General features: G+C 69.3%; 11 protein-coding genes and 1 pseudogene. 11 read left to right on the plus strand and 1 reads right to left on the minus strand.

Annotation, left to right across the window (positions count from 1 at the left end):
- Positions 1 to 366: 366 nt before the first annotated feature.
- The 11 genes and pseudogenes from OG866_RS10600 to OG866_RS10650 all read left to right on the plus strand — a co-directional run.
- On the plus strand, positions 367 to 567 hold the full coding sequence (locus OG866_RS10600; RefSeq protein WP_329333652.1) for a DUF4236 domain-containing protein: 201 nt from the start codon (positions 367 to 369) through the stop codon (positions 565 to 567).
- Positions 568 to 640: 73 nt separating this feature from the next.
- The gene (locus OG866_RS10605; RefSeq protein ID WP_329333653.1) at positions 641 to 2,170 is read left to right on the plus strand and encodes a helix-turn-helix domain-containing protein; all 1,530 of its coding nucleotides are present in this window, start codon (positions 641 to 643) and stop codon (positions 2,168 to 2,170) included.
- Positions 2,171 to 2,347: 177 nt separating this feature from the next.
- Entirely contained in the window at positions 2,348 to 4,096 is a 1,749-nt protein-coding gene (locus OG866_RS10610) for a CocE/NonD family hydrolase (protein ID WP_329333656.1), read from the plus strand.
- Positions 4,093 to 5,736, plus strand: coding sequence for an AMP-binding protein (locus tag OG866_RS10615; RefSeq protein WP_329333658.1), 1,644 nt, complete (start codon positions 4,093 to 4,095; stop codon positions 5,734 to 5,736). The genes OG866_RS10610 and OG866_RS10615 overlap by 4 nt, the downstream gene beginning before the upstream one ends.
- Entirely contained in the window at positions 5,733 to 6,521 is a 789-nt protein-coding gene (locus OG866_RS10620; protein WP_329333660.1) for an enoyl-CoA hydratase/isomerase family protein, read from the plus strand. Before OG866_RS10615 ends, OG866_RS10620 begins: the two co-directional genes overlap by 4 nt.
- Positions 6,518 to 7,276, plus strand: coding sequence for an SDR family oxidoreductase (locus OG866_RS10625; RefSeq protein ID WP_329333661.1), 759 nt, complete (start codon positions 6,518 to 6,520; stop codon positions 7,274 to 7,276). The genes OG866_RS10620 and OG866_RS10625 overlap by 4 nt, the downstream gene beginning before the upstream one ends.
- A gap of 36 nt (positions 7,277 to 7,312) precedes the next feature.
- Positions 7,313 to 8,281, plus strand: coding sequence for an NADPH:quinone oxidoreductase family protein (locus OG866_RS10630; protein WP_329333662.1), 969 nt, complete (start codon positions 7,313 to 7,315; stop codon positions 8,279 to 8,281).
- Positions 8,282 to 8,428: 147 nt separating this feature from the next.
- The gene (locus tag OG866_RS10635) at positions 8,429 to 9,118 is read left to right on the plus strand and encodes a TetR/AcrR family transcriptional regulator (RefSeq protein ID WP_329333663.1); all 690 of its coding nucleotides are present in this window, start codon (positions 8,429 to 8,431) and stop codon (positions 9,116 to 9,118) included.
- A gap of 222 nt (positions 9,119 to 9,340) precedes the next feature.
- The gene (locus OG866_RS10640; RefSeq protein WP_329333665.1) at positions 9,341 to 10,096 is read left to right on the plus strand and encodes an SDR family oxidoreductase; all 756 of its coding nucleotides are present in this window, start codon (positions 9,341 to 9,343) and stop codon (positions 10,094 to 10,096) included.
- 42 nt (positions 10,097 to 10,138) lie between these two features.
- Positions 10,139 to 10,834, plus strand: coding sequence for a TetR/AcrR family transcriptional regulator (locus tag OG866_RS10645; RefSeq protein ID WP_329333666.1), 696 nt, complete (start codon positions 10,139 to 10,141; stop codon positions 10,832 to 10,834).
- Between the two features lie 90 nt (positions 10,835 to 10,924).
- A pseudogene (locus tag OG866_RS10650) lies at positions 10,925 to 11,255 on the plus strand (XdhC family protein); the annotation flags it as partial.
- Positions 11,256 to 11,310: 55 nt separating this feature from the next.
- Here the strand turns inward: OG866_RS10650 and OG866_RS10655 are convergent.
- Positions 11,311 to 12,339, minus strand: coding sequence for an alcohol dehydrogenase catalytic domain-containing protein (locus OG866_RS10655; protein WP_329333668.1), 1,029 nt, complete (start codon positions 12,337 to 12,339; stop codon positions 11,311 to 11,313).
- Positions 12,340 to 12,348 lie beyond the last annotated feature (9 nt).

Consider the following 12,348-nt stretch of genomic DNA (forward strand, 5'->3'; position numbering starts at 1 on the left):
ATGTGCGCGTACTCACCGCGATCCTGCCGCCACGCCATCTTGGCCAATCCGCTAAGGTAAGGCTAAGTTAGGTAACCCTTACTGCCGAAGAGGCAATACGGGCGGCTGCGGTGCGCCTGGGCAGATATCTCGATGTCGAGATAACTCTAGTACACGGGGGCTGGATGGTCATGCCCCGCCTCCGTTTGTGACGTCCCACACGGCCAGGGTCACCCGGCGATTATCAGACGGAACGGGACCATCGGCGCGGGAAGCGGCCGAGCCCCCTCGGCGCCGGTCATCCACGAAGCGTGCGTCGCGTCGGCCATCAGTACGCCAAGTCGGGGTAACCGACAGGTACGTTCCGCGACTCCGACGGGAGGCAAGATGCCCCTCACGTTCCGCAAGAGTTTCCGGATCCTTCCCGGCGTACGGCTGAACATCAACCGGCGCTCCTGGTCCATCACCACCGGTGGCGGCAGCCACGGACCGAAGCACACCCACAGCAGCACCGGACGTCGTACGACATCGGTGGATTTGCCCGGACCCTTCGGCTGGCGCCGCACCCGTAATGCCAGGCGGCATTGACGCACCATCAGGTCCGTCACCCGAACGGCCCCCACGGAATGCGCCATCTCATATCTGAGATAGCCTCAACCCCATGGCAGACGATTACCTCGTACGCATCGGCAAGCTCATCCGTGACGCCCGGCAACACCGTGGCTGGACACAGTCGCAACTCGCGGAGGCTCTCGGCACCAGCCAGAGCGCCGTGAACCGCATCGAGCGGGGCAACCAGAACATCAGCCTTGAGATGATCGCTCGAATCGGTGAAGCCCTGGAGAGCGAGATCGTCTCTCTGGGCTACGCGGGCCCGATGCATCTGCGAGTCGTCGGCGGGCGCCGGCTCTCCGGCGCCATCGACGTCAAGACCAGCAAGAACGCGTGCGTGGCCCTGCTGTGCGCCTCACTGCTCAACAAGGGGCGCACGGTGCTGCGCCGGGTCGCCCGCATCGAGGAGGTCTACCGCCTTCTGGAGGTGCTCAACTCCATCGGCGTACGCACCCGCTGGATCAACGAGGGCGTCGACCTGGAGATCGTGCCGCCGGCCGCGCTGGACATGGACGCGATCGACGCGGACGCGGCCCGCCGCACCCGCTCGATCATCATGTTCCTCGGCCCGCTGCTGCACCGCATGGACGGCTTCAAACTGCCGTACGCCGGCGGCTGCGACCTCGGTACGAGGACCATCGAGCCGCACATGATCGCGCTGCGCCGGTTCGGCCTGGACATCGCGGCGACCGAGGGCCTCTACCACGCACGGGTGGACCGCTCGATCTCCCCCGACCGCCCGATCGTCCTGACCGAGCGCGGCGACACGGTGACCGAGAACGCGCTCCTGGCCGCCGCCCGGCACGACGGCGTGACCCTCATCCGCAACGCGTCCTCCAACTACATGGTCCAGGACCTCTGTTTCTTCCTGGAGGCGCTCGGCGTCAAGGTGGAGGGCATCGGCACCACGACCCTCACCGTGCACGGGGTGCCGACCATCGACGTCGACGTCGACTACTCCCCCTCCGAGGACCCGGTCGAGGCGATGAGCCTGCTGGCCGCCGCGGTGGTCACGGAGTCGGAGCTGACGGTCCGCCGGGTGCCCATCGAGTTCCTGGAGATCGAGCTGGCGGTCCTGGAGGAGATGGGCCTCGACCACGACCGCACGCCGGAGTACTTCGCCGACAACGGCCGCACCCGCCTGGTGGACCTCACCGTCCGCCCGAGCAAGCTCGAAGCCCCGATCGACAAGATCCACCCGATGCCGTTCCCGGGCCTCAACATCGACAACGTCCCGTTCTTCGCGGCCATCGCGGCCTCCGCGCAGGGCCAGACGCTGATCCACGACTGGGTCTACGACAACCGCGCGATCTACCTCACGGACCTCAACCGCCTCGGCGGCCGGCTCCAACTCCTCGACCCGCACCGGGTACTGGTCGAGGGCCCGACCCGCTGGCGCGCCGCCGAGATGATGTGCCCGCCGGCGCTGCGCCCCGCGGTGGTCGTCCTGCTGGCGATGATGGCGGCGGAGGGCACGTCGGTGCTGCGCAACGTCTACGTCATCAACCGCGGTTACGAGGACCTCGCCGAGCGCCTCAACACCATCGGAGCGCAGATCGAGATCTTCCGGGACATCTGACAAACCTCCCAAGAAGCGCCGTCGCACCCCGCTTGACCTGCACTGATGCAGGTCAGGAAGGGGTGCGGCGGCGTTTCTGCGCCCTGCCCCTTCTTTGGTAATTGACAGGGTACGAACGTACCTCTTAACGTACCCAAAGATGACGGGGCAACGCCGCCAGCTCAACGAGGAGCGCCGATGCAGCACGTTTACGACATAGACGTCCGGATTCCGATGCGTGACCGTGTGGCCCTGGCGGCCAACGTGTGGCATCCGGCGGAGGGGCAGGCTCCGACGCTGCTCGTGCGCCTGCCGTACGGCAAGGACGCGGGCCTCGCCACCGCGGGCGGGGTCATGCCCGACCTCCTGGCTTTGCTGGAGGCCGGTTACGCGCTGGTGGTGCAGGACTGCCGGGGCACCCACCGCTCGGAAGGCGAGTTCGTTCCGCATATGGCCGACCGGGCCGACGGCGAGGACACCGTCGCCTGGATCACTGACCAGCCGTGGTCGGACGGCACGGTGGGCATGTACGGGCCGTCCTACCTCGGCATGGTTCAGTGGGAAACCGCCGTGACCGGCGCCCCCGGCCTCAAGGCGATCGCGCCGGCCTTCACCTCGATCGACAACTACGAGGCGCCCTGGTACGGCCCGGGCGGCGCGCTCTCACTGAGCCTGGTCACGCTGTGGAACGCCATGATGTACGCGGCCGACGCCCAGCGGTCCCTGGCGGCCGGCGAGGGCTCCGTGGACCAGCTGCAACAGCTCGGCCAGGCGCTGCTGTCCGCCGAGGCCCTCAACGAGGTGCTGCCGACGGCCGAGGTCCCGGTCCTGGCGGCGTACGGGAAGTGGTGGGACGACTGGATGGCCCACCCCGCCCACGACGAGTACTGGGACGCCATGGAGCTCACGCCCGAGCTCAAGAACGTCACCGCCCCGGCGCTCAACATCGGCGGCTGGTACGACCTGTACATCGGGCAGACCGTGCGCACCTACACCACCGCCCGCCAGCAGGCAGGCAGTGCGCAGGCACGTGACGGCCAGCGGCTGATCATCGGCCCGTGGGACCACGCCTCCTCGACCGGCGTCTATCCCGACCGCTCCTTCGGCCCGCTGGCCAGTGCGCAGATGATGGGCATGACCGGCCTGCATGTGAAGTTCTTCGACCGCTGGCTGCGGGGCGACACCAGTGCTCTGGACGACGTGGCACCCGTGAAGATCTTCGTGATGGGCATCGACCAGTGGCGCGACGAGCAGGAGTGGCCGCTGCCCGACACGCGGTGGACCGACTACCACCTCACCAGCGCCGGCCACGCCAACACAGCGGACGGCGACGGCGCGTTGACGACCGAGCCGCCGACCAGCGTCGAGCACGACACCTACCTCTACGACCCACGCCGCCCGGTCCCCACGGCCGGCGGGGCGTCCATGCCGGTGACGCTGGAACTCTGCGGCCCGGTCGACCAGCGGACCGTCGCCGCCCGCGAGGACGTCCTGTGTTTCGCCAGCCCGGTGCTGGAGGAGGCTGTCGAGGTCACCGGTCCGGTCAGCCTGACCCTGTTCGTGTCCTCGTCGGCGGTGGACACCGACTTCACCGCCAAGCTCGTCGACGTCTTCCCCGACGGCAAGGCCATCAACCTGTGCGACGGGATCCTGCGCGCCCGCTACCGGGGCGGTCTCGCCACGGAAGAACTCATGGACCCCGGCACGGTCTACGAGATCACCATCGACATGACCGCCACGTCCAACGTGTTCCTGCCCGGTCACCGCATCCGCGTGGACGTCTCCAGCAGCAACTTCCCCCGCTACGACCGCAACACCAACACCGGCGGCGTCATCGCCCGGGAGACCGAGGAGCAGATGATTCCCGCGGTCAACCACATCCACCACGGACCGAACCACCCCAGCCGTCTGGTCCTGCCGATCATCGACCGCAAGGACCAGCGATGAGCGCCGCCGACCGGGTCGCCGAACTGACCGCGACGTTCGCGGGTCCCTCCCTCGACGTGGCCTGGCTGCTGTGCGACCGACACCCCGCCGACCGTGTGGCATTCACTGTTGTCGACGGCACTGGTGGAGCTTCCACGCTCACCTACGGCGAGCTCGCCGCGGACTCGCACCGCTACGCCCAGGCGCTGCAAGGGCTCGGTGTCGGTTCGGGTGACCGAGTGGCGACCCTGATGGGCAAGGGCACCGATCTGGTCACCGTCGTCCTGGCGATCTGGCGGCTGGGTGCGGTCCACGTCCCGCTGTTCACCGCGTTCGCGCCGCAGGCCATCGCCCTGCGCCTGGAAGGCTCGGGTGCGCACGTGGTGGTCGTCGACCCGGACCAGCGTCACAAACTCGACCCGGGCCCGGACATGCCGGACGATCCTCAGCGCCGTGTCGTGGTCACCGGAACCGGCACGTCGGGCGGTGACGTGTCGCTGGCCGACCTCGTCGCGGCCGCGTCGCCGGAACCGGTGCCCGCCGTCACCACCACCGGGGACGGGCCGCTGGTGCACATGTTCACCTCCGGCACCACCGGCAAGCCCAAGGGCGTCATCCACCCCGTCTCCTACATCGCCGGATGGCAGGTCTACCTGGAGTACGGCCTGGGTGTCACCCGGGACAGTAGCTACTGGTGCGCGGCCGACCCCGGCTGGGCCTACGGGCTGTACGCGGCCATCGTCGCCCCGATGGCCGCCGGCATCCCCAGCCTCCTGCTGTCCGGCGGGTTCTCGGCCGAGACGACCTGGCGCACCCTCGTCGACCACCAGGTCACCGACTTCACCGCCGCCCCCACCGTCTACCGGGGGCTGCGCTCCTCGACGGCGCCGGTACCGCAAGGGCTGCGGCTGCAACGGGCGTCCAGCGCGGGCGAGCCCCTGACTCCTGAGGTCAACGAGTGGGCCGGCGCCGCGCTGGGCCTGGCCGTGCACGACCACTTCGGCCAGACCGAGGTCGGCATGCCCCTGGCCAACCCCCACCATCGCGACCTCGCCCGCCCTCTCAAGCCCGGATCGATGGGCCGACCGCTGCCCGGCTGGAGCCTCACCGTCCTGGCCAACGACAAGGACGAGCCCGCCGGACCAGACGTGCTCGGCCGGGTCGCGATCGACGTCGCAGCGAGCCCGCTGATGACCTTCCGCGACTACCAGATCCCAGGCCAGAGCGACGCCAAGTTCACCGCCGGCGGCCGCTATTACCTCACCGGCGACGCCGGGCGCCTCGACGCCGACGGCGACTTCTTCTTCTCCTCCCGCGACGACGACGTCATCATCATGGCCGGCTACCGGATCGGGCCGTTCGAGATCGAGAGCGTCCTCGCCCAGCACCCCGCGGTCGCCGAGTGCAGCGTCATCGGCGCACCCGACGCCGTCCGCGGCGAGGTCATCGAGGCGTACGTCGTCCTGCGCGACGGCAACGAAGCCTCACCGGAACTGGCCGCCGAACTCCAGCAGTTGGTCAAGACCCGCTACGCCGCCCACGCCTACCCGCGCACGATCCACTTCATCGACACCCTGCCCAAGACCCCCAGCGGCAAGACCCAGCGCTACCTGCTGCGCAGCCGCCGACGCACCGAACTCGCCACCCGAGAGACACAGTGACCGACACCGACCCCCTCCTCGTCGAGCAACGCGGCCCCGTCAGGTGGCTGCGGCTCAACCGACCCGAGCGGCGCAACGCCCTCGACATCACCCTCGTCGAGGCCCTGGACAAGCAGATCACCAGCGCCGAGGCCGACCCCGGCACCGCGGTCATCGCCGTGGCGGGCAACGGGCCGAGCTTCTGCGCCGGCGGGGACTTCCACCAGTTCCTGAAGCTGCACGAGCGCGGTCAGAACCCGGTCGACTTCCTGGCCGACGTGTCCGCCTGCTTCAGCCGTATCGCGGCCAGCCCGAAACCCTGGGTCGCCGTCCTGCACGGCCACGCCGTCGCCGGCGGCCTCGAACTCGCGCTGGCCTGCGATGTCGTCGTCGCCGCCGACACCACCCTCATCGGCGACGGCCACCTACAGCGGCGGCTGGTACCGGCCGGCGGGTCAAGCGTCCGCCTCCCCGGCGCGGTCGGACGCGGACTGTCCCGCTGGCTCCTGCTCACCGGCGAACTGCTGCCCGCCACCGAGTTCGAGCACACCGGCTGGATCCGGGCGATCGTGCCCGAGACCGACCTCGACGCCACCGCCACCCGCGTCTGCCGTCAACTGGCCGACCGCCACAGCCCCGCCCAGCAACGTCTCAAGACGCTGCTGCACCGCATCGACGGCATCGCCCCCGAGCCTGCCCTGCGCGAGGAACTGGCCACCTTCGCCGACAACTGGCAGGCCAGCTCGGTGGCCGACGCCCTACGGGACTTCCTCGCCCCCCGAACCACGAAAGCAGACACTCCGTGAACCGCTACCCAGGACGCGTCGTCGCCATCACCGGCGCCGCACAAGGTCTCGGCCTCGCCATGGCGACCCGGTTCGCCGCCGAGGGCGCCACCGTCGCGCTGGCCGACGTCAACGAACAGGCCCTCACCGAAGCCGCCGGGACCATCACCGACGCCCATGACGCCACTCTCCGCACCGACGTCGTGGACGTGACCGACTCCGCCCAGGTCAACGACTGGATCACCGGCGTCACCGCCGATCTCGGCCGCCTCGACGTGCTCGTCAACAACGCCGGCATCATCCGCGACAACCGCGTCGAGGACATCACCGACGACGACTGGCACGCGGTCATCGGCGTCAGCCTCACCGGCGGCTTCCACTGCGCCCGCGCCGCCTTCGGCCCCATGAAACGCCAGGGCTACGGACGTATCGTCAGCTTCTCCTCCATGTCCTGGCGCGGGAACTTCGGCCAGACCAACTACGTGGCCGCCAAGGCCGGCATCGTCGGCATGACCCGCACCCTCGCACTCGAAGGCGCCCGCCACGGCATCACCGCCAACGCCATCGCCCCCGGCCTCATCGAGACTCCGATGCTCGCCTCCATGAACGGCCCGGCACGGGAGAAGCTCACGAACAAGGTCCCGATGCGCCACACCGGCAAGCCCGAGGACATCGCGGAAGCCGCGGCCTTCCTCGCCAGCGAAGCCGCCGGCTACATCACCGGCATCGTCCTCGACGTGGACGGCGGCATCTCCATCGGATCCTCCATCCGCTGACCGTCGGTCGATGGTCCCTGGGACTTGGAGGTACTGATGCAGGGTGCGCTCGTCACCGCGTTCGAGGGTCCTGATGCCCTGGTCATAGGAGAGCTTCCGGAGCCGGAGGCCCAAGAGGGTCAGGTCCTCATCGACGTCGAATGGGCCGGCGTGGTCTTCCCGGACGTCCTACAGACTCGCGGGGAGTACCAGACACGTCCCGAACTGCCGTTCGTCCCCGGCTGGGAGTTGTCCGGAACGGTCCGCACGGACGCTGCCGGATTCCGTGCCGGTGACCGCGTGGCAGCCCTGCCGGTCACCGGTGGCTTCGCCCAGACGGCCGCTGTCGACGCATCGATGGTCTTTCCTCTCCCGGACAACATCGACACCCGCCGTGGTGCGGCCCTGCCGCTGAACTACCTGACCGCGCATTTCGCGCTCGCCCACCGGGGTGCTCTCCGCCCCGGCGAGGTCGTCCTCGTCCACGGAGCCGCGGGCGGAGTGGGGAGCGCGGCCTGCCAGCTGGCCGCGGCACACGGCGCGCGCGTCATCGCGGTCGTATCCACCAAGGAGAAGGCCGATCTGGCCAGGTCCGTAGGGGCACATGAGGTCGTAGGTGTCGGCGGCTTCCTTGAGGAGGTCAAGGCCCTCACCGACGGCCGGGGCGTCGACCTCGTGGTCGACCCGGTCGGCGGGGATCGCTTCCCGGACTCGCTTCGCGCGCTGCGGCACGGAGGAGGGCGGCTCCTCGTCCTGGGCTTCGCGGGCCGGGGCATTCCCACGGTCAAGGTGAATCGTCTGCTGCTGACCAACACCTCCGTGCTCGGAGTGGGGATGGACGAGTACTGGCGGCAGGATCCGGGCGCCGCTCGTGCCTATTGGCGCGAACTGTGGCCCTTGCTGCGGTCGGGCCGGCTGGACCCGCCGATCTCGTCCGTCTTCCCCCTGGAACAGGCGTCGGCCGCGCTGAAGCACCTGGACCAGCGAAGGGGCCTCGGCCGCACCCTGCTTCGGATCGGCGCCTGACGACGCCCCCTTGTCCGAGCGTCGCTCACGGGGAACTCCCCATGGGTACGTTAAGAGGTACGCTGGTACCCATGAGCAAGGGCCGATCTTCCGGCCCGGATGACCACTCGCCGCTTCGGGCGGAGATCCTCATGGGAGACTGCTGCGGTGACGGCCCAAACTGACTCGCGTGACCGACGCCCGCGCCGAACGGCCCGCAGACGGGTCGTCGACACTGGTCGGCGGGAGGAACTGCTGCGCCAGGCCGAGGCGATCATCCTGGCCGAGGGCTTCACCGCGGTGACCATGGACGAGCTGGCCCAACGGCTCGAGTGCTCCAAGGCGACGCTGTACAGCCTCGCCTCCACCAAGGAACAGCTGGTGCTTGCGGTCACCCGCGCCTTCTTCCGGGATGCGACAGCCCAGATCGAACAGGCCGTCCAGGCCGAGCCCAACCCCCGGCAGCGCATCCGCGTGTACCTCACCGGCGTCGGCACGGCCATGCGCCGGCACTCCCACGCCTTCTACGACGACATGGTCGGCTACGAACCGACCGCACAGATCTACCGCAAGAACTCCGCCGCCGCGGCGCACCGAGTCCACGAGCTGATCGAGGAGGGCGTCCAGGCCGGCGTTTTCCGCGCGCTCAACGGGCACTTCGCCGCCCAGGTCGTGGCAGTCACCATCGACGCGGTCCAGTCGGGAGTCCTCCTGGAGAGGACCGGCCTGACCGCCGGCGACGCCTTCTCCGAGCTCGGCGACCTCCTGCTGAACGGGCTCAGCTCAGGGCAGGACACAGTCGAGCCCGGTGCCGCGGCTGTCAGCTCGCCCGAGGACCAGGTCTCGGCACCCAGGTAGAGGCCAACGGAGGGGTCACACCTCCCGGATCCCTGCCAGGGCGCGCCCTCACACGCACAACGACGTCCATTGTCATGGCGTCCGATCCGATGCAGCCCAGTCACGCGTTGATCAGCCGCCAAGAAAGGTAAGTGGATCGACTTGCCTCTCGGGTGGCGGGTGGGTTACGTTTCCAGAGGTGAGTCCATCGACTTACCTCACCTCTCGGCAAGGAACAGGCACATGAATCGTCTTGCGGGCAAGCGCGCCCTCATCACCGGCGGCACGAGCGGGATCGGTCTGGAGACCGCGAAGCGATTCGTCGCGGAAGGGGCTCAGGTGCTGGTCACGGGGGTCACCCCGGCCAGCATCGAGAAGGCGCGGCAGATCCTCGGGGACGAGGTGCCGGTGGTGCAGGCCGATGCGCGCGATCTCGATGCGCAGCGTGACCTGGCGGAGCGGGTGCGTCAGCATTTCGGCGGGCTGGACGTGGCGTTCCTGAACGCCGGCGTCTCGGACTGGCGGCCCTTCGAGGACCACACGGAGGACAGCTACGACCGGCTCTTCGACATCAACGTCAAGAGCGTCTTCTTCCTCACCCAGGCCCTGGTGCCCCTGCTCACCAACCCGTCCTCGGTCATTCTCAACGCGTCCAACAGCGCGCACGGCGGCTACGCGCACTCGAACGCCTACGCCGCGACCAAGGCGGCCGTCGGCTCCCTGATGCGGTCGTGGAACGCGGACCTGCTCACCTCGCACGGCATCCGGTTCAACGCGATCAGCCCCGGCCCGGTGGACACCCCGCTGTACCGCAAGCTGGGCATCGAGGACCCCGAGCAGCAGGCGGCGGTTCTGGAGGCGATCAGCTCCGGCATCCCGCTGGGTCGTATGGGCAAGCCCGAGGAGATCACGGAGGCCGTCGTGTACCTGGCTTCCGATGCCTCCGCCTTCACGGTCGGCCAGGACCTTATCCTGGACGGCGGCCAGACCATCTTCTGACAGGTGAGGGTGCGGCCGAGAGACGGGAAGAGGGGCGTGGCCATGACGGCGGTGGACCGTGACCGAGCGGCAACCGGTGACGACGCGTGCCAGGCCGGGTATCACGCGCAGATCAAGGCGGAGAACCGCGCCCGCATCATCCGCGCCGCCCGTGACCTCTTCCTCGCCCGGGGATACGACAAGACCTCTCTGGCCCAGATCGCCAGGGAGGCCCATGTCTCCACCGGCACCCTGTTCAAGCGCTACCCCTCCAAGGCTGCGTTGTTCGCAGCCGTCACCTCCGAGCAGTGGCAGCTGGATGTGCAGTACGTCGAACCGCCCCCGCCCGGCGATCCCGGATACGGCCTGACCCACATCGGCCGCGACTACGCCTGCCTGGTCTCGCGGCCCGGTACGGCGGCGCTGTGCCGCCTCGTCATCACCGAACTTCCGCAGATGCCGGAACTCGCCGAGATCGTCGGCACCGGCTTCGCCATCGATCGCGGACCGTTCTTCGACCGGCTCCGCAACTACCTGGAGGCCGAGGAGGAGGCCGGCACCCTCGCCTTCCCTTCGACCGACGGACAGGTACAGCCGGCATCCGCGGTGGCCGAACAGTTCCTCGGCATGATCTGCGGTCAGCTCCTGTGGCCCCAACTCGTACGGACCGACTTCGTCCCGCCCGTCGACCCCGTCGACAGCACGGTCGTGGACGAAGCCGTCGCCCTCATGCTCACCCGCTATCGCGCCGGATCCTGACACCCGCACTGCGAGTTCACGCTCCCTGTACCACCGACGTCGCGGCCGGTGCCGCGACCACCGACAGGTGATCGCCGAAACCTCCAGCGCGTACCGCGGCCGCGCATGCTCGTGTTCGGCGCCATCGACTTCGCCACAGCGCTGGTACGCGTCGGCAAGTTCCTCGGCTACCACGGCACCGGGCGCGATGGGGTCCCGCCGCACCCACGAGGACCGCGACCGCAGACTTCGCGAGACCGGCCTCACCGAAGCCGAACTGGCACGCCTCCACTCACCCATCGGCCTCGACCTCGGCGCCCGCACCCCCGAGGAGACCGCCCTGTCCATCGCCGCCGAGATCGTCGCGGCTCGGCAGGGTGGAACGGGTCTGCCGCTGAGCGGTTCGCACACACCGATCCACCGTGACACGGTACGGCGGTGAAGGCCCACGACCGGGTCGGCGGCTTCCAGGCCTTGTCGCGTCCCGCGGTCAGTTCTCAGTCGTTCAGGACGACGACGTGCTTGCCCGGCGTGGTGCCGGATTCGAGGTCGGCCTGGGCGTCCCGGACCTGTTCCAGGCCGTGGTACGCCTTGGCGACCGGGACATTGAGGCGTCCTTCGGCGATGGCCTGGAGCTGGTGGGCCAGGACGTCGGCCGGGAGGTCGGCGGCCTGACCGTCGTAGGAGGTCAGGCGTACTCCGCCCGGGATCATGAACGGGCTGAAGTCGGGGATCGTCCACTGGCCCGCGAGGGCTCCGGTGAAGCAGACCGTGCCGTGCCGGCGGACGGTGCGCAGGGTGTCGGGGAGGGCCGAGCAGCCCACCAGTTCCAGGGCGGCGTCGACGCCGTCCGGGAACAGCTCGCGTACCTGGTCGGCGAGGGTGCCGTTGTCGACGAGGGGGTGATCGACGCCCGCCGCCCGTAGTTCCCCGGACCGGTCCAGGCTGCGGGTGGTGGAGATGACGGTGGCGCCGAGGTCCTTCGCGATCGCCGCCGCGCTCAGCCCGACGGTGGAGGTGCCACCGCGGATGAGCAGCGTCTGCCCGGCTTTGAGGTCCAGGCCGCGGGTCAGGGATCCGTAGGCGGTCTGGAACATCTCCGGCAGCGCACCGACCACGTCCCACGGCAGGGTGGTCTCGAAGGGGATGACCTGCCCGGCGGGGACGGTGACGTACTGGGCGTACGCGCCGTCGTACGAGCGGCCCATGCCGCCCATCATGGTGGCCACCTGCTGGCCCGGCCGCAGCCCGCTGTCCTCGTCGGCGTCATCGACGATCCCGACGCCCTCGATGCCGGGCACCCGCGGGTAGGTGACCTCGGAGTCCGACTCGCCTTTGCGGGTGGTGACTTCGGACTCGTTGACGCCGAACGCCTTCACCGTGATCCGCACCCAGCCGGGTTTGCGGACCGGCACCGGGACGTCCTTGATCTCCAGTGCGTCCAGGCCGCCGGGCCGGGTGACGACGACGGCCCTCATCGTCGCCGGTGCGGCGTCACCGCCGGTTGCTGCTGTCGGTTGGCTCATGCCGAGTTC

The sequence above is a fragment of the Streptomyces sp. NBC_00663 genome, assembly GCF_036226885.1.
Lineage (GTDB): Bacteria > Actinomycetota > Actinomycetes > Streptomycetales > Streptomycetaceae > Streptomyces.

Bases quoted from the DNA above. Each gene is read 5' to 3' on its own strand.
- OG866_RS10615 (WP_329333658.1), top strand. From the start codon at position 4,093: ATGAGCGCCGCCGACCGGGTCGCCGAACTGACCGCGACGTTCGCGGGT.
- OG866_RS10600 (WP_329333652.1), top strand. From the start codon at position 367: ATGCCCCTCACGTTCCGCAAGAGTTTCCGGATCCTTCCCGGCGTACGG.
- OG866_RS10630 (WP_329333662.1), top strand. From the start codon at position 7,313: ATGCAGGGTGCGCTCGTCACCGCGTTCGAGGGTCCTGATGCCCTGGTC.
- OG866_RS10610 (WP_329333656.1), top strand. From the start codon at position 2,348: ATGCAGCACGTTTACGACATAGACGTCCGGATTCCGATGCGTGACCGT.
- OG866_RS10640 (WP_329333665.1), top strand. From the start codon at position 9,341: ATGAATCGTCTTGCGGGCAAGCGCGCCCTCATCACCGGCGGCACGAGC.
- OG866_RS10655 (WP_329333668.1), bottom strand. From the start codon at position 12,339: ATGAGCCAACCGACAGCAGCAACCGGCGGTGACGCCGCACCGGCGACG.
- OG866_RS10645 (WP_329333666.1), top strand. From the start codon at position 10,139: ATGACGGCGGTGGACCGTGACCGAGCGGCAACCGGTGACGACGCGTGC.
- OG866_RS10605 (WP_329333653.1), top strand. From the start codon at position 641: ATGGCAGACGATTACCTCGTACGCATCGGCAAGCTCATCCGTGACGCC.